Origin of the sequence: Gulosibacter macacae, assembly GCF_003865375.1 — a bacterium.
Taxonomy (GTDB): Bacteria; Actinomycetota; Actinomycetes; order Actinomycetales; family Microbacteriaceae; genus Gulosibacter; species Gulosibacter macacae.
This window is the reverse complement of the sequence record NZ_RQVS01000004.1, coordinates 130,711-153,789: the sequence shown is the minus strand read 5'-3', so window position 1 is coordinate 153,789 and position 23,079 is coordinate 130,711. Positions and strand designations below refer to the sequence as shown.

The 23,079-nt window shown below is 64.3% G+C and carries 19 protein-coding genes; 11 read left to right on the top strand and 8 right to left on the bottom strand.

Features of this window, described 5'->3' with window-relative positions:
* Positions 1-143 precede the first annotated feature (143 nt).
* Together EG850_RS04510 and glpK are read right to left on the bottom strand one after the other, a co-directional pair.
* On the bottom strand, positions 144-734 hold the full coding sequence (locus tag EG850_RS04510) for a hypothetical protein (protein WP_124970602.1): 591 nt from the start codon (positions 732-734) through the stop codon (positions 144-146).
* Positions 735-848: 114 nt separating this feature from the next.
* Positions 849-2,345 carry a glycerol kinase GlpK gene (glpK, locus tag EG850_RS04505; RefSeq protein ID WP_124970599.1) on the bottom strand — a complete coding sequence of 499 codons (1,497 nt, stop codon included), beginning with the start codon at positions 2,343-2,345 and terminating at the stop codon, positions 849-851.
* A gap of 69 nt (positions 2,346-2,414) precedes the next feature.
* On the opposite strand from glpK, the gene EG850_RS04500 reads away from it, so the two are divergent.
* From EG850_RS04500 to EG850_RS04490, 3 genes are read left to right on the top strand one after another with little or no spacing between them, the layout of a single operon-like run.
* On the top strand, positions 2,415-3,527 hold the full coding sequence (locus tag EG850_RS04500; RefSeq protein WP_124970596.1) for a GuaB3 family IMP dehydrogenase-related protein: 1,113 nt from the start codon (positions 2,415-2,417) through the stop codon (positions 3,525-3,527).
* A 29-nt stretch (positions 3,528-3,556) separates the two neighbouring features.
* On the top strand, positions 3,557-4,531 hold the full coding sequence (locus tag EG850_RS04495; protein WP_185714941.1) for an SURF1 family cytochrome oxidase biogenesis protein: 975 nt from the start codon (positions 3,557-3,559) through the stop codon (positions 4,529-4,531).
* A complete protein-coding gene (locus tag EG850_RS04490) occupies positions 4,528-5,079 on the top strand; it encodes a DUF3817 domain-containing protein (RefSeq protein WP_124970590.1) in 552 nt (183 codons plus the stop codon). The genes EG850_RS04495 and EG850_RS04490 overlap by 4 nt, the downstream gene beginning before the upstream one ends.
* A 56-nt stretch (positions 5,080-5,135) precedes the next feature.
* On the opposite strand, the gene EG850_RS04485 is transcribed toward EG850_RS04490, so the two are convergent.
* Entirely contained in the window at positions 5,136-5,855 is a 720-nt protein-coding gene (locus EG850_RS04485; protein ID WP_124970587.1) for an SDR family NAD(P)-dependent oxidoreductase, read from the bottom strand.
* A 156-nt stretch (positions 5,856-6,011) separates the two neighbouring features.
* Here EG850_RS04485 and guaA point away from each other — a divergent pair, with 156 nt between their 5' ends.
* The gene (guaA, locus tag EG850_RS04480; protein WP_124970584.1) at positions 6,012-7,607 is read left to right on the top strand and encodes a glutamine-hydrolyzing GMP synthase; all 1,596 of its coding nucleotides are present in this window, start codon (positions 6,012-6,014) and stop codon (positions 7,605-7,607) included.
* A 51-nt stretch (positions 7,608-7,658) separates the two neighbouring features.
* Here guaA and EG850_RS04475 read toward each other — a convergent pair whose 3' ends face one another.
* Positions 7,659-8,381, bottom strand: coding sequence for an SIR2 family NAD-dependent protein deacylase (locus EG850_RS04475; RefSeq protein WP_124970581.1), 723 nt, complete (start codon positions 8,379-8,381; stop codon positions 7,659-7,661).
* A 107-nt stretch (positions 8,382-8,488) separates the two neighbouring features.
* Between EG850_RS04475 and EG850_RS04470 the strand changes: the two genes are divergently transcribed.
* From EG850_RS04470 to EG850_RS04460, 3 genes are all read left to right on the top strand, one after another.
* Positions 8,489-8,881: a DUF3054 domain-containing protein gene (locus EG850_RS04470; protein WP_124970578.1), complete on the top strand. Its 393-nt coding sequence runs from the start codon at positions 8,489-8,491 to the stop codon at positions 8,879-8,881.
* 138 nt (positions 8,882-9,019) lie between these two features.
* A complete protein-coding gene (locus EG850_RS04465; protein WP_124970575.1) occupies positions 9,020-9,991 on the top strand; it encodes a Bax inhibitor-1/YccA family protein in 972 nt (323 codons plus the stop codon).
* A 120-nt stretch (positions 9,992-10,111) separates the two neighbouring features.
* A complete protein-coding gene (locus EG850_RS04460) occupies positions 10,112-11,023 on the top strand; it encodes a glycerophosphodiester phosphodiesterase family protein (RefSeq protein ID WP_185714940.1) in 912 nt (303 codons plus the stop codon).
* Positions 11,024-11,203: 180 nt separating this feature from the next.
* On the opposite strand, the gene EG850_RS04455 is transcribed toward EG850_RS04460, so the two are convergent.
* Genes EG850_RS04455 through EG850_RS04440 form a run of 4 tightly spaced genes read right to left on the bottom strand, consistent with a single transcriptional unit; the run spans position 11,204 to position 17,749 of the window.
* Positions 11,204-12,355, bottom strand: coding sequence for a Wadjet anti-phage system protein JetD domain-containing protein (locus tag EG850_RS04455; protein WP_235829211.1), 1,152 nt, complete (start codon positions 12,353-12,355; stop codon positions 11,204-11,206).
* Complete coding sequence (locus EG850_RS04450) at positions 12,355-15,672, bottom strand: ATP-binding protein (protein WP_124970566.1); 3,318 nt, start codon at positions 15,670-15,672, stop codon at positions 12,355-12,357. The genes EG850_RS04455 and EG850_RS04450 overlap by 1 nt, the downstream gene beginning before the upstream one ends.
* Positions 15,669-16,295, bottom strand: a complete 627-nt coding sequence (locus EG850_RS04445; protein WP_124970563.1) for a DUF4194 domain-containing protein — start codon at positions 16,293-16,295, stop codon at positions 15,669-15,671. The genes EG850_RS04450 and EG850_RS04445 overlap by 4 nt, the downstream gene beginning before the upstream one ends.
* A complete protein-coding gene (locus tag EG850_RS04440) occupies positions 16,292-17,749 on the bottom strand; it encodes a DUF3375 domain-containing protein (RefSeq protein WP_124970560.1) in 1,458 nt (485 codons plus the stop codon). The genes EG850_RS04445 and EG850_RS04440 overlap by 4 nt, the downstream gene beginning before the upstream one ends.
* A 173-nt stretch (positions 17,750-17,922) precedes the next feature.
* Between EG850_RS04440 and EG850_RS04435 the strand changes: the two genes are divergently transcribed.
* The 4 genes from EG850_RS04435 to EG850_RS04420 all read left to right on the top strand — a co-directional run bounded on the left by EG850_RS04435 (position 17,923) and on the right by EG850_RS04420 (position 22,988).
* A complete protein-coding gene (locus EG850_RS04435; protein ID WP_124970557.1) occupies positions 17,923-20,310 on the top strand; it encodes an ATP-dependent helicase in 2,388 nt (795 codons plus the stop codon).
* Between the two features lie 113 nt (positions 20,311-20,423).
* Positions 20,424-21,515, top strand: coding sequence for a DMT family transporter (locus EG850_RS04430; RefSeq protein WP_124970554.1), 1,092 nt, complete (start codon positions 20,424-20,426; stop codon positions 21,513-21,515).
* A gap of 325 nt (positions 21,516-21,840) precedes the next feature.
* Positions 21,841-22,407 carry a hypothetical protein gene (locus tag EG850_RS04425; RefSeq protein WP_124970551.1) on the top strand — a complete coding sequence of 189 codons (567 nt, stop codon included), beginning with the start codon at positions 21,841-21,843 and terminating at the stop codon, positions 22,405-22,407.
* The gene (locus EG850_RS04420; RefSeq protein ID WP_124970548.1) at positions 22,404-22,988 is read left to right on the top strand and encodes a hypothetical protein; all 585 of its coding nucleotides are present in this window, start codon (positions 22,404-22,406) and stop codon (positions 22,986-22,988) included. Before EG850_RS04425 ends, EG850_RS04420 begins: the two co-directional genes overlap by 4 nt.
* Positions 22,989-23,079 lie beyond the last annotated feature (91 nt).

Sequence of the window (23,079 nt, the reverse complement as noted above, 5' to 3'; positions counted from 1 at the left end):
ATCCGTTCGGAGCGCTCGTCAATATCGTTCGGTAGGCACAGTGTGCCGCAAGCCTCCGACATGGGGGGATTTCGATACGCGGCTGCGCCGCTACTCAATCCACCAAGGGGGGGGCGGCGGTGCCGCTATTCATCAGGGGCGGGCTACGCGCAGAGATCCTGATCGGTGTAGGTCTGCACGTTGGACACCTTGAAGGCACCATCCGCGTCGGTCACGGTGACGTGCGAAGTCGTGAGCGGACCCGGTTCGGAGGCGCCGTCACTGCCGCTGAGCGTCATGCCGGTCGCATCGACACAGACCGCGAAGTCGATGGTTGAGGCAGTGCCGTCATGCGTGTTCGAGATCAATTGCGGATTGCGCATATCGGCGCTGCCTTCGACCTTGACGTCGACGTTCTCAAATGAGGCAATGAGCTCAGGCAACTTCTCGAGTTGCTCGCCGGTAATGAGCGCTGCCAGCTTGCCGTCGTTGTCGTGACCGTTTTCGGCGACCACGAACATGGCGTCGTACATGTCGGTGTACGTATCCATGCCGACCTGCAGCGCTTCCTCGTCGCTGAGTGCGCCGGCAGCATCCTTGGGTTCGGCGGTGGTTTCGGCAGTCGTCTCGATCGGCGCCTCGGATGCGGGGGCTGCGACAGACTCAGTGGGTTCAGTGGTTGCGGTGCCACCAGCGCAACCGGTGAGTGCGAGCAACAGCGCGGCGGGAGCGATGAGTGCGCGTGCGAGTTTCATGGGGGCCTCCTTGCCTTTGGTGCTTCCTATGAATGTAGGCGGTGTTGTGGGGCGCGTGGGTCTCGATTCGGCCTACGGCCTACTCGACCAGCCAGGTTGGCGACGGTGGGCGAGCTACGCGAGGTTGAACGAGTGCTCGACGGCCCGCAGCCAGCCGGCACGCAGCCGCTCCCGCTCACCCGCATCCATCGACGGTGCAAACCTCCGCTCCTCCTGCCAGAGCGCGCGCAATGCATCCAAGTCGTCCCAGAAGCCAACGGCGAGCCCCGCGGCAAACGCCGCCCCGAGCGCCGTCGTCTCGAGCACCGCGGGTCGCACCACCTCAACGTCGAGCAGATCCGCCTGAAACTGCATCAGCGTGTCATTCGCGGCCATCCCGCCATCGACGCGGAGCTCGCGCAGCGGCACCTCCGCATCCTTATTCGCAGCGGCCACCACATCGGCCACCTGATACGCCGTCGACTCAAGCGCCGCGCGGGCAATATGACCGCGATGGATGAACCCGGTGAGCCCCACAATCACGCCACGGGCATCTGGCCGCCACCACGGCGCGAACAAGCCTGAGAATGCCGGCACGATGTAGCAGCCACCGTTGGAGTCGACCGTACGTGCGAGCGTTTCGACCTCGGGCGCGGTCGAAATGATCCCGAGGTTGTCGCGCAGCCACTGCACAAGCGAACCGGTCACCGCCACCGAACCTTCGAGCGCGTACACCGGCGGCGCATCGCCGAGCCGATAAGCCACGGTCGAGAGCAAACCCTCCTCAGACCGCACCACCTCTTCACCGGTGTTCACGATCAAAAACGCCCCGGTGCCGTATGTATTCTTTGCCTCGCCAGCCGCAAACGCCGCCTGCCCGAAGGTCGCGGCCTGCTGGTCGCCGAGCATCCCGGCCACCGGCGTGTGCCGCAGCAACGAATTGCTCGCCGCCTTGCCGTACACCTCGCTCGACGAGCGAATTTCGGGCAAGAGCGCGGCCGGAATACCAAACGACTCAAGCAGTGACGCATCCCACTCACACGTCTGAAGCGACATAAGCATGGTGCGCGAGGCATTCGTCACATCGGTCGCGTGCACACCGCCATCGGGGCCGCCAGTGAGGTTCCAAAGCACCCACGAGTCGATCGTGCCAAAGGCGAGCTCCCCGGCTTCCGCGCGCGCACGCATCCCCTCGACATTCTCGAGCAGCCACACGAGCTTCGGCGCCGAAAAATAAGTGCTCAGCGGCAGTCCGCAGCGCTCGCGGAAGCGGTTCACATCGCCGTCGGCAAGCCGATCGACGACCTCCTGGGTGCGCGTGTCCTGCCAGACAATGGCCGGATGCACCGGGTCACCGGTCGCTCGATCCCACACCACCGTCGTCTCGCGCTGGTTCGTGATGCCGACCGCCGCGAGGTCGTGGCGGGTGATCTCAGCATCCGCCAGGGCAATACCCACGACCTCACGCACATTGCGCCAGATCTCGGCCGCATCGTGCTCGACCCAGCCCGGTTGCGGAAAATGCTGCGCGTGCTCTTTCTGGCCGGTACCTCGGATGCGGCCGGTGCGGTCGAAAATAATCGCGCGTGACGAGGTGGTGCCCTGGTCGATGGCGCAGATGAACTCGCTCATTGCGGTAGTCAACCAGCACCTGCCGGGGCAGAAGGTTAGTGCGCAGTCAGTGACCGATAGGCTAGAGGGGTGACTGAGATTGAGATCGGCCGCGCCAAGCGCGCCCGCCGCGTGTATTCGTTCGACGACCTCGCGATCATCCCGTCGCGCCGCACGCGCGACCCCGAGGATGTCTCGACGACGTGGAAGATCGACGCGTTCGAGTTCGGGGTGCCGTTCGTCGCCGCCCCCATGGACTCGGTGATGAGCCCGGGGACCGCAATCAAGTTCGGTGAGCTCGGTGGCCTCGGTGTGCTCGACCTCGAAGGTCTCTGGACCCGCTACGACGACCCGGAGCCGCTCCTCGCCGAGATCGCTGATCTTCCCGCGAAGCAGGCGACGAGCCGCATCCAAGAGATCTACCGCGAGCCGATCAAGGGCGAACTCATCAAGGCACGCCTGCAGCAGATGCGCGACGCCGGTGTCGTGGTCGCCGGCGCGCTCTCGCCGCAGCGCACGCAGGAGCACTACGCCGATGTGCTCGAAGCCGGTGCCGACGTCTTCGTGATTCGCGGCGCAACGGTCTCGGCCGAGCACGTCTCGACCAAGCAGGAACCGCTCAACCTCAAGAAGTTCATTTACGAGCTCGACACCCCTGTCATCGTTGGTGGTGCGGCGAGCTACACCTCAGCCCTGCACCTCATGCGCACCGGCGCCGCGGGGGTGCTCGTCGGCTTTGGTGGCGGCGCCTCGTCGACCACCCGCCGTGTGCTCGGCGTCCAGGCGCCGATGGCCACGGCCGTTGCCGATGTCGCTGGCGCTCGCCGCGACTACATGGATGAATCGGGAGGCCGCTACGTCCACGTGATCGCTGACGGCGGGCTCGGCACTTCGGGCGACATCGTGAAGGCGCTCGCCTGCGGTGCCGACGCCGTGATGCTTGGCGCCACCCTCGCGCGCTCGACTGAGGCTCCCGGCCGCGGCTGGCACTGGGGCGCCGAAGCGCGCCACCACCGCTTGCCGCGCGGCAACCGCGTCGAGGTGGGTCAGGTTGGCACGCTCGACCAGATCATCAACGGCCCGGCCGAGCAGGCGAATGGTGAGTCGAACCTCGTCGGTGCCCTGCGCTATGCCATGGCCAACACCGGCTACACCGACCTCAAGTCGTTCCAGCGCGCTGACGTCGCCGTGTCGACCTCGTAAGGGGTTTGACCGTCAGCATGTTCGCCACAATGCGCAAGCCGAAATGGCTTGCCCTGCTCGCCGGAGTGTTGCTCGTCGTCATTGGCTTTGGCTGGCTCGGCTGGTGGCAGCTCACCTCGGCGTTCACTTCCGCGCTTCCGCCGGAAGACGCTGAGGCATACGTCACTGCTGTTCCGATGGGCGAGCTCATCCACCCGGGTGAGGGGCTGATTGAGTCCTCGGCCGGGCGTCCCGTTGAAGCGACCGGCTGGGTGGATGCGCGCGATCTCGTCACCGTGTCTGGTCGCCTGCAAGACGGTGAAACCGGTTGGTGGGTTGTGGGTCGCCTCGTGGTCGCCGAAGCGGGCACCGGCGATCTCGCCGCACCGAACACCGAGGATGCTCAGGGCGCGACGGTCGCAGCCGCGCTCCCGAGCATCCCGGTCGCCATCGGCTGGGCCGCGAGCGAAGAAGCGGCCGCCGCCGCAATCGCCGACCTCAGCGACCGCATCCCTGACCTGCCGGCGGCTGCCGAGCATCGCGACACGACCGGTGCGCACGAATTGCGCGGCCAATTGCAGCCCGGGCAAGACCCGGTCGTGAGCCGCGATCGCGTCGATCCGCAGGCGATCGACTCAATGGCCCCGGGCCAGCTCATCAATATGTGGCAGGAGCCCTCACCGAGTTACTACTCGGCCTACCTCGTGCTCGATGGTGGCCTGCCGTCGAGTGAAGGAGGGATGCCCGAGGGGCTCGAGATCATCAACATCGTGCCGGTCGACCAGAGCTTCCAACTCAACCTGCTCAACATCTTCTACGCCATTGAGTGGGCCATCTTTATCGTCATGGCGTTCTACATCTGGTGGCGGCTCGTGCGCGACGACTACCTCGCCACACAGGCGGCGGATGCCGGTGCCTCCGAGCGCCTCGCCGCCGAGATTCGCCGCGAGAAACTGCGCGAGATTGCCGCCCGCCGCGGCCCGAACGTCGCTGCCGAAACCAGCGCATCCGAGGAAAAGAAATGACCAAGAACATCGACCCGACCGCGATTCCGGCGCCGAGCGAATTCCCGCGCATCAAGCGCTATCTGCGCTTCTACCAGTGGACCGCCTACATCACCGGTGTGCTGCTGCTCTTGCTCGTGATCGAGATGGTTTACAAGTACGCCTTCCACCTCGAGATTGAGCTGGGCGGGCCGTTCGGCTTCCTCGCGCTCGTGCAGGATGGCACGGTCACGGCGATCAACCTGTCGCGCTGGATCCTCATCGTGCACGGCTGGTTCTACGTCATCTACCTCATCGCCTGCTACCTCGTGTGGCAGAAGATGAAGTGGGAACTCGGGTGGCTACTCGCGATGGCCGGCGGTGGCGTCGTGCCGTTCCTCTCGTTCATTACCGAGTGGCTGATGACCCGACGCACGAAGCGCCAGCTCGCTGAATACCAGGCGTATTGGGATGCGCAGGGTCGCGAGGCGGAGGAGCTTTCGGCGGTCGAGGAGTCGCTCTCGGCGCAGGAGCGCGCGGCGCTGGATGCCGAGGTTGCGGCCGAAGTCGAGCGGCGTTCGCAGGAGTAGCGGAAACGAAGGAGGCGCCCGAAGTGAGTACTTCGGGCGCCTCCTTTGCGTTCTGGCTAGACCGCCGTGTAGCCACCGTCGATCGGAATGATCGCGCCGGTGATGAACTTCGACTTGTCGCTCGCGAGGAACGTGATGAGGTCAGCAACTTCCTGCGGCTGGCCAACGCGACCCATGGGGTGCAGGGCCGAGTACTGCTTGAGCGCCTCTTCGGGGATGAGCGGGGTCTCGATGACACCCGGAGCCACGGCGTTGACGCGCACGCCATCCTTCGCGTACATGGTGCCGGCGGCGCGGGTCATGTTCACGACGCCGCCCTTCGATGCCGAGTAGGCGATATTGTTCGACACGGCCACCATGCCGAACATCGAGGCGAGATTGATGACCGAGCCGCCCTCGCCCTGCTCGAGCATCTGCGCGATGGCGTACTTGTTGGTGTAGAAGACGCCGTCGTAGTCGATGCCGTTGGTCTTGGTCCAGTTGTCGACGGTTGAGGTGACGACGTCGCCCTCGCCGCCGACGCCGGCCGAAGCCACGGCGATGTCGATGCGGCCGAACGCTTCCACGGTTGCCTTGACGGCTGCCTCAACCGACTCAGCCTTTGAGACGTCGCCGGCGAAGAACTTCGCGCCGATCTCGTCGGCCACGGCCTCCGAAGCCGGGTTGTAGTCGAGGATCATGACCTTGGCGCCTTCGGCGATAAAGGTCTTGGCGGTGGCGAGGCCGAGGCCCGAGCCGCCACCGGTGATGAGGGCGACCTTGTTTTCGAGAAGCATGGATGCGTTCCTTTCGCGTTTCGCGGAGTCAGATCGTTGGTGGTCTAACTGTTCCGTTAGGGCTAACTGATGAATCTGCATAGGTATTCCGCGCAGTGCGGATAGCGCTCTCGTGCACGTCGGCGCCGAGTGCCTTGGTCACCATAGAATGGGCAGGTGACTGTTCCTGCATCCACTGACGCACGTCCGGTGCTCGTCGTCGATTTCGGCGCCCAGTACGCCCAGCTCATTGCCCGCCGCGTGCGCGAGGCCAATGTTTACTCCGAGGTCGTGCCGCACACGATCACCGCTGACGAGGTGCGCGCGAAGAACCCGCAGGCCATCGTCCTCTCGGGCGGCCCGGCAAGCGTCTACGCCGAGGATGCACCGAGCTTCGACGCCGAGATCTTCAGCCTGGGCTTGCCCATGTTCGGCATTTGCTACGGCTTCCAGACCATGGCCGTCGCGCTCGGCGGCGAGGTAGCACGCACCGGCCGCCGCGAATACGGCTCGACCCAGGTGCAGCTCACCGATGAGGCACAGGCCTCAAGTCTGCTCGTCGGCCAGCCCGCTGACCAGATCGTCTGGATGAGCCACGGCGACTCGGTCGCCCGCGCGCCCGAAGGTTTCACTGTGCTCGCGTCGACCGCCGACACCCCGGTGGCCGCCTTCGCCAATGAAGAGCGCAAGCTCTACGGCGTGCAGTGGCACCCCGAGGTGCTCCACTCCGAGCACGGCCAGCGCGTCATCGAAGCGTTCCTCCTCAATTCCGCGGGCCTCGCGGCCGACTGGAGCCCTGCATCCATCATCGACGAACAGGTCGCCCGCATTCGCGAGCAGATCGGTGAGGATGAGGTTATCTGCGGCCTCTCGGGTGGTGTCGACTCGGCCGTTGCCGCCGCGCTTGTGCAGCGCGCCGTTGGCGAGCGCCTCACCTGCGTGTTCGTCGACCACGGCCTGCTGCGCCAAGACGAGCGCCGCCAGGTCGAGGAGGACTACGTCAAGGCGACCGGTGTGCGCCTCGTGACGGTGGATGCTCGCGAGCAGTTCCTCTCAGAGCTCGCCGGCGTCACCGACCCCGAAACGAAGCGAAAGATCATCGGCCGCGAGTTCATCCGGGTCTTTGAGTCGACCGCAGCTTCGCTCGTTGAAGAGTCGAAGCACGACTCGGTGCCGGGTGAGATCAAGTTCCTCGTGCAGGGCACGCTCTACCCCGACGTTGTGGAGTCGGGCGGTGGCTCGGGCACGGCAAACATTAAGTCGCACCACAATGTGGGTGGGCTGCCGGAGGACATGACCTTCGAACTCGTGGAGCCGCTACGCGCCCTATTCAAGGATGAGGTGCGCGCGATCGGTCGCGAACTCGGCGTTCCCGAGGTGATCGTCGCTCGTCAGCCGTTCCCGGGGCCGGGTCTCGGTATTCGCATCATTGGTGAGGTAACGCAGGACCGTCTCGACCTGCTGCGTGAGGCGGATGCGATTGTGCGCGAGGAGCTCACGGCTGCCGGTCTCGACGCGCAGATTTGGCAGTGCCCGGTGGTGCTGCTCGCTGATGTGCGTTCGGTGGGTGTGCAGGGCGATGGCCGCACGTACGGGCATCCGATTGTGCTGCGTCCGGTGTCGAGCGAGGATGCGATGACCGCTGACTGGACGCGCCTGCCGTACGACGTGGTCGCGCGCATTTCGAACCGCATCACGAACGAGGTTGAGGGTGTCAACCGAGTTGTGCTCGACGTGACGTCGAAGCCGCCGGGGACCATCGAGTGGGAGTAGGACACCCCTCCTGGTTGGTCGAGTAAGCGAAGCGCATCGAGACCCCGCCCGCTAGCCAAACAATTCCGGCAGCGTCTCGCCGATCCCAGCATTAATCTCGACGACCCCCGCGTAATCGGCATAGGGCGTCGCTTCGCGATTCACGATGACCACGGGCTTGCCCTGCCGCAGCAACAGCTGCGGCAATCCCGCCACCGGATGCACGAGCAACGACGTGCCGAGCACGAGCATCGCGTCCGCCTCGGCCACCAGGTCAATGGCGTCATCAAGCGCATCCAAGCCCTCGCCGTACAGCACGACCTCGGGGCGAATCAGCCCACCGCATTCGCAGCGAATCGCGGTGCCCGGCGTCATCATCGTCGCGGTGTCGGCAGCTCGTCCGCAACGCGCGCAACTAAAGCGCGCCAGCGTCCCGTGCGCCTCAACCACACTCTGCGACCCGGCCTCGTGATGCAGGCCATCGATGTTCTGCGTGACGACCCCGATCACGCGACCGGCTCGTTCAAGCTCCGCGAGCATCCGATAGGACGCGTCGGGCTTCGCCGAGAACGCGAGCCGCGTGCGCAGGTACTCGTAGAAGAGCTCGGGTTGATTGCGCAGGGTGTCGACGTGAAGTAGATCTTCGGGATGCATCCCGTGAAAGTCGCTTGAGTAGAGGCCGCCGGGGGAGCGGAAGTCGGGCACACCGGCCTCGGTCGACATGCCGGCGCCGGTGAGCACGACGATGCGGGTCGGGTCAGCGAGGATGCGGCGAGTTTCAGCGAGAGTGGGCATGGTGGCAGGGTAACCATTCAGGTTGCGGGGCCTCGCTACGGCTCCGCTTCGCTCCGCCTACTCGACCACCCAACGTGGGGCCGTCGCTCGCTCGATACCCTGGAGCCATGCAATTCCTTCGTGCCGCGTACACCCACAAGTCCTGGATCCCGTTCGTCACCGACTTCATCCTGGTGATCGTGTTCGCGGCGCTTGGCCGGGCGGCACACGAAGGCGGACTCGGGCCACTCGAAATCCTCGGCACGGCTGCGCCCTTCCTCGGCGCGCTCGTGCTCGCCTGGGTCATCGTGCTCGTCACCCGGTTGCAGCCGTCGAAGTTTTGGCCCGCCGGCGTGATCGTCTGGGTGGTGACCGTGACGAGCGGCCTGGCGCTGCGCATCCTGTTCGGCGACACCGCGGCGCTCCCGTTCGTGCTCGTCGCGACGGGCGTGCTCGCGGTCTTTCTTCTCCTCCCGCGACTCTTGTTGCACCGGCGGGATGCGAACGAACCGCGGGATTGAACCGCATCCAATGTCACACCAGCGGGTGAAATACGTCCGCTGAGCGTGAAATTTCCGGGAATCCCCGGGGTGTGCGCGATGTTGACTCCGTAGACTGACCGAAGTTCCGCCGAATATGACAGAACACGGAGTGATCCCATGGCGAATCCCGCGCTCGAGCGCAACCCCTACTTCAACGGCAACGCCGACCAGGCTGCCGCTCAGGCGCGCGCCGCGTACGCCTACCAGCAGGGCCAGCAAGGTGCGCCGCAGTATGGGCAGCCCCAGACTGGTCAGCAGTACGGCGGTCAGCAGCCCTACGGCCAGCAGCCGGGCCAGGCCTATGGCCAGCAGCCCGGCCAGCCGCAGTGGCAGTCGATGCCCACTCCGGGTGCTGACGCGCTGAACCACCAGTTCGACCTTCCTTCACCGAGCGCCGACCAGATGGAGCGCATGACCGTGGAAGACACGGTCGCCAAGGGTGCGCTGCTCATGGGTGTGCTGCTCGTGGCCGCGGCGATCACCTGGTTCATTCCGTCGCCGCTCAACCTCATGCTCGCGATCGGCGGCTCGTTCGTCGCGCTCATCCTCGGCTTCGTCATCGCCTTCAAGAAGGAGGTGAGCGTTCCGCTCATCATGACCTTTGCGGTGGCAGAGGGCCTGCTCGTGGGTGGCTTCTCGAGCTTCCTTGAGCAGATGTACTCGGGCATCGTCGTGCAGGCCGTGCTCGCGACGCTCGTCGTCGTGGGTGTGACCCTGGCGCTGTTCTCGTCGGGCCGCGTGCGCACCTCGCCGAAGATCACGAAGTTCTTCATGATCGCCGGTATCGCCTACCTCGTCTTCTCGCTCATCAACTTCGGTCTGGTGATGACCGGCATCAACAGCGACCCGTGGGGCCTGCGCACCAGCGTTGAGATCTTCGGCATCCCGCTTGGTGTCATCCTCGGCATCTTCGCGGTGCTCATGGGTGCCTACATGCTCATCGCCGACTTCGAGTTCATCCAGAACGGTGCTCGTGCGGGTGCCCCGCGCAAGTACGGCTGGCTTGGTGCCTACGCGGTCATCTCGACCGTCGTGTTCATCTACCTCGAGCTGCTCCGTCTCATCGCGATTCTGCGCGGTAACGACTAAGTAGTTCTGCCAGGGCCGCTCTCCTTCGGGGGAGCGGCCCTTTGGTTTTCCGGTTTCGTGTCGCCGCGACCACCACTCGTTGGTCACCCGGGCGTAACTGACAGCGCGCACAATGGGCCGGTGAATAATCGTCCGCGCATCATTGGCCACCGGGGTGCCCCGGCAGTCTTCCCCGAGCACACACCCGCGAGCTACCGTGCAGCCTTCGCAGCCGGAGTCGATTTCGTTGAACCCGATGTCGTGCCGACTCGCGACGGTGTGCTCGCGGTGATTCACGAACCGCGTCTCGATGACACGACCGACATCGCGTCGCGACCGGAGTTTGCGAGCCGCTTCACCCGCAAGCGCGCGGGCCGCATCGCCGCCTCGGGTTGGTTCGTGGAGGAATTCAACTGGGATGAACTGCGCACGCTGCGTGGCATCGAGCGATGGCCCGAGCTGCGCCCCGCCTCGGCCGCGCATGACGGTGAAGAGGGGATGCTGCGCCTGCGCGAGCTCGTCGAACTCACCTCGGCCGAAGCGCCCGGAGTTGGGCTCGTAATTGAGCTCAAGCACGATGCCCGCACACTGAGGCTCGGCTTCGACTACGTGGAGTTGCTTCGTGCGGAGCTCGATGGACTCTGGGATGCACCAGCCCTCGCGGAGTTGCGCTGGGAGAGTTTCGAAGTGCCGGTGCTGCAGCGGCTGCGGGATGCGGGGCTGCCGGGCAAGCGCATCCAGCTTGTTGAAGATGGCCGCGGCCGACTTGACGAGGAAGAGGGCCCGGCTCGATTGACCGCCGAGGGGCTCGCCGAGGTCGGGGAGTGGGCCAACGGGATTTCGGTGCGGTGTGAGGTGCTCACCCGCGACCTGGTTGACCAGGCGCATGCGCTTGGGCTTGAGGTGTTCGCCTATACCTTGCGGCTCGAAGAGCGATTCTTGCCGACGGCGTTTGCTGGCGATGCGGCTGGGTGGGTGCGCTACCTCGCCGACACTGGCGTGGATGTGCTCTTCGCTGACGACCCTGCGGCGGTGCGGGTATTGCTCGGCTAGTGGTCGTCTGCGGGGATGCGTCAAGCGAAGGGCGGATTTGGCGTCGATGACGTCGCTGGGAGCATGATCGGCCCAGAATCCGCCCCTCCGTTGACGCGGCCACCTGCGGGGCGGTGCCATGTCGCCGCCGCCGCCGCTCACAGCGCCATCATCGAGCCCGAATCGGCGATTCCCTGCAGATCAGTTGCCAGTAACCTCGGCCCAAACCCGCTGTAACGCAGCCAGCGAGTACGCCCAAGGAATCCGCTCCTGCTCAAGCCGAGCATCACCCTCATCCCGCAGCACCGCGAGCGCCTCGGCCTCGACCGGAGTCAATGTGTCAAGCCTCCCGCGTGGCGGCTTCGTCTCAACCACCCAGAGGTCGCGGTGCATGAGCAACGTCGACGCATCCATGAGCGCTGACGTCACCGCTGCGTGCGACTTTCGCAAGCGATGCAGAATAGCGAATCCATTTGCGTCGAGGTCGCCCCAATAAATCACCGGCCGCTCGAGCACCCAAGGAATCTGCGTGAGCACGTCCACCGCATAGCCCGAGCCATGCACTGCGACCGCTCCAGGCCATTGCGGCATCGCGAGCACCGATTCAAGGTTCTCGAATACGAATACGGCCGCAGGCGTGAGGGGCAGTGCCGCCAGTTGCTCCACTGGTGCCGCGAATTCGGCAACTCCGCCGGGCGCGAGAGCAGAGTCAAGCACGCGCACGCGAATGAGTGGATCGCTATCGATGATGCCGAGCCCGGCGCGTCCGGTCACGGCGAGACACAGTTCCGAAGCGACGGAGCGGTGGTCGCGAAACCACTTCGAATCGACGCCTCGTACCGGAATTTGTCGCGGCCGCAGGCCATCAACCGGATGCTCCACAAGCCACTGCACGGCCGCCAAGAACTGCGTGAATCGTTCCGGCGAGTACCCCTCGAACGTTCGCGCATTTCGGCGCAGAACCGGGGTGAGTGCGGCTGAGTCACCTAGTTCGTCACGGATGAGCTGGGCTCGATCACGAAGCTCTGACCAGCGCCGCTGCAGCGAGCCGCCAACAAACTTGGCGACCGTCGCCACCTCGGTGATCGTGATCCGCACCGGAACCTGTTGCGACCCCAAGGCCGACCACTTGCGCGGCTGCCACTCAAGCACAGCACCGTCGAGCGAGAAAGCGGCCCACTCGCGTACCCATGCTTCTGTTGCGCGCACATCGGCGAGTGCCTGCGACTGTGTCGGTGGATGCAGCGCCGCTGCGAACGCGGGCAAGGACGCGTTCGTAGGGTCAACCGCCCAGCTGCCAAGGTTGCGTTCGAGTCGGGCGCTCGCGGTTGCGCGTGCGTCGTTCACGCTCATCATGCGACTGGCTCCGACACTTCGCCCCGTTGCTCCCAGACCACCGTTGCCGGTACCGACTTGCGCCGACTCGGGTTCTCGACCGAAGTGGCAGCGCCAATGTAGGGCTCAATCGTTTGCAGCAGCTTCTGCGGTGTCGCGAGCACGAGATGAAATCCAAACTCGCGAAACACGTCGAGCACCATGCGGGTGTAGCGAGCATCCGCCTTATCGAAGGCTTCATCGAGCAGCACGGTGCCGTATTTCGGTACCGCGTCGTCGGTGTCGGCCAGCTGAAACCGAAGTGCGGCGGCGAGGCAGAAGAACGCAAGCTTCTGTTGTTGACCACCCGACATCGCCGCACCTGAGTCGTAAGTGGCGTGCACCCGCCCATCCGCATCGATTTCTTCGGCGAGAAAGGTCACGTGCATCCGAGTGTCGAGGCACTGTTCCCGCCAGCGACGGTCGACGGCGTCGCTGGAACCGAAGCGTCGCATGACTTCAGCGAGCGTCGTGAACCGCCGCTGTGCAGATTCGAGATCATCGTCGAGCCAACTGCCCTCAGAAACCGACCGCAGATCGCTGATGAATTGCGCCACGGTGGCATTGCGGCTCACCTTGACGCGCAGTCTGAGGAACCGTTCGGCATCGAACTCGGAACGAAGGAGCGATGAGTTGACCGGTGCTACCCGTTCTTCGATCTCTCTCGGAGCGGCCAAGATTTCGTTGACAAGGTTGCCGACGAGATCGGTGGAGCGTTCCCGAAGCAGCCGTTGAAAATTCTCTACGTGTTCGGGCAAGCCCTGGTTGAGGATGCTCGTGAGCAGTTCGAGAAATCCGTGACGATCGTCGATCGTCGGCGTGAGATCGGCCATGGCCGCGGGCCAGGCATTGCCGAATTCTCCGGCGAGCACGACGAATTCATTACTCAGCCGGAACGACCGGCCTTGAGCGGCATCTCGCTCGTCGTGGAGCAGAGTAATGACCCGTTGCCCGACATCGGCGAGCTGTTGCCGAGTGATGCGCCGCTGTTCGGCGGCAAATCGGGCGTCTAGGGTGGCGGTGACCTGCGCATCCACCTCGGGGATTTCGCCGCGCTCCAGGGCCGCTTGTACGGATGCGATCTCGTCAGCGAGCTCCTCGGCGGCGGTGCTGTGCTGACGTTGCGCGATCCGTGCCTCGTCGTAGTCGTTGCGCGCGGCCTCGAGGAGCCGCCGCGATTCCTGTTCCTGTTCGACCGCGTCGCGGAGCTCGGCGTCATTGCGAGTGAGTGCCACGAGTTGCGTTTCGATCTCGGTGACGAGCAGTTCGGCGTGGTCACGGTCAACTTCGGCCCACTCCTGTTGGCGGAGCGCCGCAAGTGCACCGCGTCGCCGCTGGTCGCGATCGCGGGTCATTTCGGCGCGCTTGACTTCAGCCTCAGCGGCCGCAAGCTCGGTCTGTGCAGTTCGGCGGCGCTCGATGAGGGTCTCGAGCTTGGCGTCTTTGTCGCCGAGAATCCAGTGCTGACGATCATCGATGTCGATGCGGTCGTCTTTCTCGTAGCGAGTGCGTGACGATTTGATCTGGCCGCTGATGGTGACAGCCCGCACGTGATGATCGAGTTCATCCACGTGGTCGACGCAGGCCATATCGAATCGTTCCGAGAGTTGCCCCTCAACCCAGCGTGCGAATGGCCCCGGAGCGACCGCCACCCGATGCACGAGTGACTTGGCGGCGCGCGCGGGTCGCGGTGTGGGGGCATCGGTCCGCACCTCTTCAAACACCAATCGGGCATGGATGCGGTGAGTCTCGACCCAGCGTCGCGCAGCCGCGAGCTGCTCGGTGCGCACGAGCAGGGTGAGCGCGAACGAGCGGAGGACACGCTCGATGGCGCCGGTCCAATCCCGATACTCGGGTCGCACCTCGATGAGTTCTGCGGCGAACAGCAGCACGTTTTCGGGGAGGTGGAGCGCAGTTGCGAGCTCGTGTCGAATGCGCAGGAGCGCATCAGGCACGGTCACACCGCTGTGGCGCAATGCCTTGATATCGCGGTCGAGTCGTTCGATTTCGGTGCGGGCGGTGAAGTAGCGGGCTGATTGTTCGTGGCTTGGGCCGGGGGTTCCGGGGCTGGCGAGTTCGTGCTCGATTTGCGAGCGCAGTTCGGCATGCTCGGCGGCCGTCGTTGGGGGTTCGTTGATGCCGACTTCGGCGAGCTGATCTCGCAAGCGTCGCCACCTTGTCGCGGTCGCTTCGGCCTCGACTTGCGCAGAGCGGAGCTTGTCGTGGAGCTGTTCGGCAAGTCCGCCACCGAGTTCGAGCGCCCGGCGGCTGGTGAGCCGGTAGTGGTCGTCGGCTTGTCGCATCGCGGATTGGGTGCGCTGCACATCAATCTGAAGGGTGTGGGCGCGCTCGATGCGTTGACGCTGTTCATCACGCATGAGTCCAAAGGCGCGACGCAATTGGTAGGGACGAACATGCTGAATGAGTGCGCTCAATGAAGCGGCAGTGTCGGCGGCCTCATCAAATTTGCGCGACACTGCCTGCATCTTGAGGAGGTGATCGCGTTGCTGTTGCAACATCACCACGTGGTCGTGTGCGTCGCGTAACTCGCCGAATTGTTCGACGGCATTGTCGGCAAAGGCGAATGTTTCGGGCCGCTCGAGCATGTACTCGCGAAAGAGATGGTCGAGATTATCGAGGTGCTTGGCCGACTGCGTCTTATGGAGGAGACGTAGCGACGTTTCATCTTTGATGCCGAGCTGGCTGCGCATCCGACTAATGAACTGCTGATGCTTGCCTGAGGTCGTGACGATCGCGTCTGGTCGGTCCTGTTGTAAGGGGCGGGTCTTCAACCCGGTGCGGGCGTATGGCTCCAAATCCAGCAGTGTGGCGTCTCCGCGCTCAAGGAATCTCAGATCGCGCAGGTCTGCACGGGCGGACTTGCTCCCCTGTAAGAAGAACAGTCGGGCGAGCACGAGCGGCGCGGCATCCGCATCCTGTTCAAATCGCAACAGCACACCACTCCAGGTGGTGCCCGATCGCAAGAATGCGCTCTCGATGCGATCTTCAAGTTCATTTGCCGTGCGCGACCATGCCCCGCGCACGTAGCTCACGAGGTCGCGGTCATCGCCGCGGATGCGCGGACCCTGCGCTGCCTGATTGAAGCGCAACCATTTGTCGGGAATGAGCACGGCGGCGATGCCATCGAGCAATGATGACTTACCCGACCCCGAAGGCCCGGTAATAAGGTGGCCCTCGCGAGAAACGGGGATGTGGTGAATCTCGCCGTCAAAGGTGCCCCAATTAGCGACTTCGACTGCAGCAAGTCGCCACTGTGACGCCGTGGTCGTGATCATGCAGATGCATCCTGCTCTTCAGAGACGGCGAGTGCCGCGTAAGTCTCGGTGAGCGCGCGCACTTGTCGTTCATCAATGACGAATTTCACCACTGGTGAGATCTCGGAACGCTCGTCATCTACCTTGTGCAGCACCCGGAATTTCTCGTGCATGCGGCTCCAGGCACCGTTGAGATTCTTCAAGAACGTTGCCTCATCGCCGGTTCTATACACCGCCAGGCGTTCATTGATTTCTTCGCGGCCAATGATGACTCGTTGTTCGGTTCGCGCAGTCAACAATATTTGCCGCAGCACGAGCAGCATTGACGTGTCGATAAATGTGAGCGATTCGCGGCGCAATGCGCTCGGGGCTGAGAACTCTCCCGTTTCGGCCTTTTTCGTGAATGCGAACTCGTCAATTGGATCGATGACGAGATCGAGGAAGAGCTCGTGCAAGCGCGCTCGAATTGCCCGCTCATCGACCATGAGTGCCGCCCAAAGTTGTGGCCGTTGCACACCCGAAAGATACGGTCCTTTGAGTAATTCCAGGAGCGCCCGTCGCGAATTTTCGCGAAGTGTGCCGGTATCGCCTGGCCAGAGTGCCGTCGACCCAGCATCGTCGGGCAGCGGCTGCGGGTCACTCATGAGTCAATTGTCGTCGTGAACACCTGAGTGGTGATCTCAGCGCTGCGGGTGATGCCGTCGACACCCTGCCATTCGACCAGCTCGACCTCATCCGGGCACTGCAAACCGTGTTGGGTGGCGAGGGAAAGCAGTCCAATGAGACTCGCGAGCCCCTGAGTGGCTGGATATTCGGCAAGAACTTCGCCGACGCTAACCGGTCCGCGGGCGGCGAACGTCGCGTTCACATTGGACGTGAGTTCGTCGAAATCAATCTCACTTTCGCGCGCGAGCGCGGCGATGATCGACATGTCGATGCTCACCGGTGCAGCGACCGTGAGCGGCGCGCCAGTATCAAATTCAACAGGGTCGTGTGGATCGATGACCCCGACGCTGCGGAACTGCATCGCCGACAGTTCAAGCTCCAGGCCAATGTCGGTAAAGGGACGCACGACCTTGCTCGCGTCAACGGCGCTGGCAAGCGCAGTTTGCAGTGCATCCCGGAGCACTCGGTCGCGCTGAAACTCTTGCGAGTGCACGTAGCGGCGCAAGCCACGCGCGAACTCAGTGAGCACACCGTGTACATCGCGGCTGCCGTCTTTTAGCTCGCGTATGAGCGACCGAAAGGCGCGGCGGGATGCGGGAGGAAGCGCTGCTGAGAACTCGCGCGAGAGTACTGCCGCGACATCGCTGTCGAGTCGGGCTGATTGCTCGGGATTTCGGAGCAGTGCCGAGAACGCCGTGAACGTGCGGCCCTCATCCGAGGCTTCGATGAGGTCAACACCGCGAAATATCTCGTCAAGCACGGCGCTCTGCTGCTCGTCAGAGTCGAGGATGCTCGTGCGCAGCTCTTGATTGAGTTGTTCAAAACGGGCGCGCACTCTTGCGAAATCGGCGGGGAGATTCTGCGCCTGGAGCAAGACATCGACGACTCTTTCCATCGCAACGCGGTCGTCGAGCGTCGTGGATTCACCGGCGTTGATTTTCGCAATTTCGGCGTCAATGCGTTCGCGTTCTTGCAGGAGTGATTCGAGCTTGCGGGTGTGATCGGGATCGGTGTCGATGGCGATCTGGTGAATCGCGGCCGAAAGGTTGGCGAGCCGCGATTCGGTGAGCGTGGTGGTGGGCTCATCAAACTGCCGGAGGGTGTTGATGGCCGTGATGGCGGAAGCCGAAAGCTCATAGGTCTCAGCGCGAGAGGTTGAGGCCGCCCGTCGAATGAGAAAGCCAGCATTTCGCCAGTCATCGCAATAGGCCTTGGCCGTCTTGTTGCCGAGATCGAAATGGGGGCGCAGGTCTTCGAGGTCGAGTTCGATGAGTTCGTGCAACTCATCGGTGGCGATGCGGGTGCCTGGAGTGCCGAGGTGAGTTGCGAGGGTGCCGGCGATGAGGGCGACTCGGTCGGCGCGCAACATGCGCAGTGCGGCGCTTTCACCGAGCAGTCGCTGGAGTGCGAGGGCGGTGGCGAGCGCAGACATTGCTCCATCTTGCCTTGGCGAGGTGAGCGCGTCACGCGAAGGGCGGATTTGGCGTCGATGACGTCGCTGGGAGCATCATCGGCCCGGAATCCGCCCTTCTGTTGACGAGGTCGTATGCGGGAAGTGCTACTGCGCCCCAGCTGTCGGTGGCCCCGCCTAGAATCGGTCGGGTCATGACATTCCTCTTTGCTGATGATTTCGCCGCTCCCATCCCGGCCGACTTGGTCGACGGCCTCAACGCGCCGCAGCGCGAGGCCGTTGAATACCGTGGCGAGGCGCTGCTCATCATCGCGGGCGCGGGTTCCGGCAAGACGCGCGTGCTCACGCACCGCATCGCCGGACTCATCGCCACCCGTGAGGCCTGGCCGAGTCAGATTCTCGCGATCACCTTCACGAACAAGGCCGCCGCCGAGATGCGCGAGCGCGTGGGCCACCTCCTCGGCGAAGCCGTCGAGGGCATGTGGATCTCGACGTTCCACTCCGCCTGCGTCCGCATCCTGCGCCGCGAGGCTGAGCGCTTCGGCTACCCGCAGGGCTTCACCATCTACGACAGTGCTGACTCGAAGGCGCTCTGCAAGCGCATCGTCAAGGCGCTTGAGGCCGAGTCACTCGGCGTGAGCGTCTCGCACGCCCTCAACCGCATCTCGGCGCTCAAGAACGAACTCATCGACCCCGACGGCTTTGCCCGCCAGGCCGACCTGTCGAACCCGCGCGACGCCCTCGTGCTTGAGATCTACCGGCAGTATCAGCGCGAACTGCACCGCAATCGCGCCTTCGACTTCGACGACCTCATCGCGCAAACCGTCTGGCTTTTCCGCGCGCATCCTGAAATCGCGGCGCTGTACCAGCGCCGGTTCCGTCATGTGCTCGTTGACGAGTACCAGGACACCAACCACGCGCAGTACGCGCTCATTCGCGAGCTCACCCGTCGTGCCGAACCGCAGCATGTGCCCGCCGATACCCGCATCAAGCTCGATGACGATGGCTCGATTCCGCCCGCATCCCTCACCGTCGTCGGTGATAGCGACCAGTCGATCTATGCGTTCCGCGGCGCAGATATCCGCAATATCACCGAGTTTGAGCGCGACTTCCCGGGCGCAAAGGTGGTGCTGCTCGAGCAGAACTACCGATCGACGCAGAACATCCTCGATGCCGCGAATGCGGTGATCAGTCAGAACTTCGACCGCCGGGAGAAGAACCTGTTCACCACCGCCGGTACCGGCGCGAAGATCGTCGGCTACACCGGGTATTCCGCGCACGATGAGGCGCAATTCGTCGCCGATGAGATTCACAAGCTGCACGACTCGGGCACGAGCTTCAACGACATCGCGGTGTTCTACCGCACGAACGCCCAGACCCGTGCGCTCGAAGAAATCCTCATCCGCGCGGCCGTGCCCTACCGCCTGATTGGCGGCACGAAGTTCTATGAGCGCGCCGAAGTGAAAGACATGATCGCCTACCTCATGTCGATCGCGAACCCGGCCGATGAGCTGTCGGTGCGGCGCATCATCAATTCGCCGAAGCGCGGCATTGGCCCCGCCACCGAGACGGCAATCTCGAACTTCGCTGAGGCGAACGACCTCACCTTCCGCGAGGCGATGGCACGGGCGGATGAACTCGGTCTCGGTCCGAAGGTCCGTGGCGCAATTGCCGACCTCGTCGCGGCACTCGATCGCGCTGAGGCCTCGATTGATCCGCAACGCAACACTGGCGCGGCTTCGGTCTCGCAGATGCTCGCCCGGCTCGTGAGTGATGTGCGCTACCTCGAAACGCTGCGCGCCACGGGCAACCCGCAAGACGATGCGCGCGCCGAGAACGTCGAAGAACTCATCAGCGTCGCGAAGGAGTTCGACAAGCAGCACCCCGAGGGCAATCTCGTCGACTTCCTCACCGAAGTGGCACTCGTGGCCGCGGCCGATGAGCTGGACTACGAAGCCGGTGCCGTGTCGCTCATGACCCTGCACACCGCAAAGGGCCTCGAGTATCAGGCCGTGTTCCTCACCGGCGTTGAAGAGGCGCTCCTCCCGCACAAGATGAGCGCGGATGAACCGGGCGGGCTCGCCGAGGAACGTCGCCTGTTCTACGTGGGCATTACGCGCGCACGGCAGGTGCTGCACCTGTCGCTCGCAATGAGCCGCACGACGTTTGGTGAGTCGTCGGTGGCGATGCCGAGTCGCTTCCTCAACGATATTCCCGACGGTCTCATCGAGTGGCGGCAGTCGCCCGGAATGCCCGGGGCCATCGGCGGCGCGCGACCAGGGGCCGTGAGTTTCGGCCGCCGCGAGCCGGTCGAACGCGGGTTGCCGGCTGGCCGCGGTCTCACCCGCGAGTTCAAGCCGACCCGCGACAACCAGCGCTTCGCGAACCGCGTCACCGGGGCGGTGCGCGACAACTCGGAGCTCGAACTCGCCACCGGCGACCGCGTCAAGCACACCGACTTCGGTGAAGGCACCGTGCGTGCCGTGCTCGGCGCTGGGCCCAAGCGCATCGCCGAAATCGATTTCGACGAGGTTGGCCGCAAGAAGCTCCTCATCAAGATCGCCCCGCTCGAGAAGCTCTAGCGTCTCGCTAACGCCAGCACAAGCAACCCGTGCCCTCACAGGGCGAGCGCACAGTGCCGAGTGACCCCGCGCATCCCTAACATTGGCTCATCGAACGAGTTGAAGAAGGGGCCATGACACGCAATCGCAACACCGGCATGATCGTCGCAATTCTGACTGCCATCGCGTTTGCAGGCTCTGGTCCGTTCGTCAAACCGCTGCTCCTTGATGGCTGGACCTCGGGTGCCGCGGTCATCGTGCGAATGATCGGTGCCGCGCTCGTGATCATGCCGATCGCGCTGTGGCACACCCGCCACGACATGAGTGTCTGGATGCGCCGCTGGAAGTGGCTGCTCGGCTACGGCGTCATCGCCGTCGCGGCCACCCAGTACTTCTACTATTCGGCGATCGGGCTCATGCCCGTGAGTATTGCGCTCCTCATCCAGTACCTCGCGCCAGTACTCCTGCTCCTTGCCGCGTGGGTGCGCACGAAGCATCGGCCCGCCGCGATGTCACTCGGGGGAGCGGCGCTCTCAATCATCGGGCTCGTGCTCGCACTTGACCTCGGAAGCGCGACGGGTGCGTTGCATCCGCTCGGCATCCTGTTCGCGGCGCTCGCGGCAGTGTCGGTCTGCGGCTACTACCTGCTCTCGGCGGGCATCCCGGATGATCTGCCACCGACCGCGCTCATCGGCGGCGGCCTCGTGATCGGCGCGCTCACGCTGCTGCCACTCGGGCTCATCGGCATCGTGCCGCTCGAAGCGAACTGGGGCATGGTGGAACTGTTCGGCACGCAGGTGCCGTGGTGGGTGACGATGGCGATCGTCGTGCTCGTCGGCACGGTCGCGGGCTACCTCGGCGGCGTCTTCGCGGCGAAGGTGCTCGGCTCGCGGCTCGCGTCGTTCCTGGGCCTGCTCGAAGTGCTCGCAACAATGGCCGTGTCGGCGATCCTCCTCAGCGAAATTCCGAGCTGGATGCAGGGCATCGGCGCCGCGCTCGTCATCTCAGGCGTCGTCTTCGTGCGTCTCGCGCCCGACACCGTCACGGTGGAGGCACCGCTTGGTCCGGTTACGGCGCCGATCACGCTGCCGGTCGACCTCGAGGCAGTGCGGGCGGCCCGCGAGGAGTTTGGCGAAGATCTCTTCACCTCGAGCATCTCGGTGGTGCGGGATGCGGATGACTACACCGGGCCGATTGCGATCGTGGGGCGTGACGGCGAGCGGTAGGTCGTGGTTTCGATACGCTGCGCTACTCAACCACCCACAGATATTTTGGTTGATCGAGCGGTGCACTGAGGTTCTCGAAGTGTAGGCCGCAGGCCGTATCGAGGCCACTTCGCGCCGCGCCCCCAGTTGCGTGGTTTCGATACGCTGCGCTACTCAACCAACTAAGGCGAAGCGGAGTCGTATTGAGGCCACCCCGCGCCGCGCCCAGAAAAGTGCCCCGGCCACTGGAAAGCACGCTGAAGTCGCATCCGCACTACACCGGTGGCTACCGCACTTCAGCATCCTGACCGACGCCCCCGCAACTGCCGCCACCTAAACTGTCGGCATGACCGAGGAACACACCCCGAGGCTGAGCGATCTGCGCAGCCTGACGTTGGCGTTCCCGAAGGATGCGCTCGAACGCGCCACCTGGATCAGCGTCGCAATTGCGCTCGCACTTCAGTGGTGGGTCGCCTCGATCCCCGGCCGCGGCGGCGTGCTCTTCAGCGTCGTCGCGGGCCTACCGCTGTTCGTCGCCGCGACGATTCTCCTCGTGCTCGGCATTCGATCGCTTATCCGCAAGAAGCTGCCACGAACCCTCCTGCAGGCTGGCGTAACGCTCATCTTTGGCCTGCTCATGACCTCGAGCGGACTCCCGCTCAAGCTGCACTGGCCGCTCATCCAAGCGAGCCTCGCGGCCGCCGAGCGCGACGGCAGCTGCCCGGCGTTCGCGGGGCTCGCGCCAGTGCAGGGATGCACTGAGCTGCTCGACAAGCGCGGCTACGACTTCGGCGGTGGGTTCTTCATCAACTCGTTCGTCGTCATGCACGTTGGTGAGGCGTCTGGCGTTCCGGGTGGTGGCGTCATCTCCGAGCGACTTGGCGACGGCTGGGCGATCGTGAGGCTGCCGTGACCGTGCTCGACGCGCGCCGCAAGGGGCAGCGCATCCCCGGCATCGTGGTGACCGTCATCCTCGGCGTGCTCGTGGCGAGCTATCTCGGGCTCGGCTGGTATCTCACCTCGATTCCGGGCGGTGGCGATATCTTCCTCACCCTGTTGGCGGGACTGGCGTTCCTCGCCACGGTGGTGCCGCTGGTCACCCTGCTCATCATGGCGATTCGCGAACGGCGGATGCGTTGGGCGCTCGTGATTGCGCCGGTGCTCCTCGCGACCGGGTTTGCGCTCTTCAGCGCGCGAGTGCCAATGCAGCTGAGTTGGCCGAGCATCCGGGCAGATCTCGAGGCCGCGGAGGCCGCTGGCGTCTGCCCGGAGCGGGTGGGATTCGTCGAAGTGAAGCAGTGCGTGCTGGTGGAGGGATACCAGGGATACGACTTCGGCAACGGCTTCCTCAACCAGGATGTGTTGATGCACCTCGGCGAGCGAGAGGCAGCGGAAGCGGCGTTTCCACTCGCATCTGAAAACCCCGGGACGGAGGGGTGGGTGCTGCGGGAGGAAATCTCCGACGGGTGGTGGCGGGTGACGTTCGTGTGGTGAGTGGGCATCTCGATACGGCCTTCGGCCTACTCGATGAGCCAGGGGTGGCCTGCGGCCTACTCGATGAGCCAAGGGGTGGCCTTCGGCCTAC

What these genes read in the sequence shown, in the direction of transcription:
- EG850_RS04450 (WP_124970566.1), bottom strand. Translation starts at nt 15,672, where the DNA reads ATGATCACGACCACGGCGTCACAGTGGCGACTTGCTGCAGTCGAAGTC.
- EG850_RS04435 (WP_124970557.1), top strand. Translation starts at nt 17,923, where the DNA reads ATGACATTCCTCTTTGCTGATGATTTCGCCGCTCCCATCCCGGCCGAC.
- EG850_RS04440 (WP_124970560.1), bottom strand. Translation starts at nt 17,749, where the DNA reads ATGTCTGCGCTCGCCACCGCCCTCGCACTCCAGCGACTGCTCGGTGAA.
- EG850_RS04485 (WP_124970587.1), bottom strand. Translation starts at nt 5,855, where the DNA reads ATGCTTCTCGAAAACAAGGTCGCCCTCATCACCGGTGGCGGCTCGGGC.
- EG850_RS04445 (WP_124970563.1), bottom strand. Translation starts at nt 16,295, where the DNA reads ATGAGTGACCCGCAGCCGCTGCCCGACGATGCTGGGTCGACGGCACTC.
- EG850_RS04510 (WP_124970602.1), bottom strand. Translation starts at nt 734, where the DNA reads ATGAAACTCGCACGCGCACTCATCGCTCCCGCCGCGCTGTTGCTCGCA.
- EG850_RS04430 (WP_124970554.1), top strand. Translation starts at nt 20,424, where the DNA reads ATGACACGCAATCGCAACACCGGCATGATCGTCGCAATTCTGACTGCC.
- EG850_RS04475 (WP_124970581.1), bottom strand. Translation starts at nt 8,381, where the DNA reads ATGCCCACTCTCGCTGAAACTCGCCGCATCCTCGCTGACCCGACCCGC.
- glpK (WP_124970599.1), bottom strand. Translation starts at nt 2,345, where the DNA reads ATGAGCGAGTTCATCTGCGCCATCGACCAGGGCACCACCTCGTCACGC.
- EG850_RS04470 (WP_124970578.1), top strand. Translation starts at nt 8,489, where the DNA reads ATGCAATTCCTTCGTGCCGCGTACACCCACAAGTCCTGGATCCCGTTC.
- EG850_RS04495 (WP_185714941.1), top strand. Translation starts at nt 3,557, where the DNA reads ATGCGCAAGCCGAAATGGCTTGCCCTGCTCGCCGGAGTGTTGCTCGTC.
- EG850_RS04455 (WP_235829211.1), bottom strand. Translation starts at nt 12,355, where the DNA reads ATGAGCGTGAACGACGCACGCGCAACCGCGAGCGCCCGACTCGAACGC.
- EG850_RS04490 (WP_124970590.1), top strand. Translation starts at nt 4,528, where the DNA reads ATGACCAAGAACATCGACCCGACCGCGATTCCGGCGCCGAGCGAATTC.
- EG850_RS04425 (WP_124970551.1), top strand. Translation starts at nt 21,841, where the DNA reads ATGACCGAGGAACACACCCCGAGGCTGAGCGATCTGCGCAGCCTGACG.
- EG850_RS04465 (WP_124970575.1), top strand. Translation starts at nt 9,020, where the DNA reads ATGGCGAATCCCGCGCTCGAGCGCAACCCCTACTTCAACGGCAACGCC.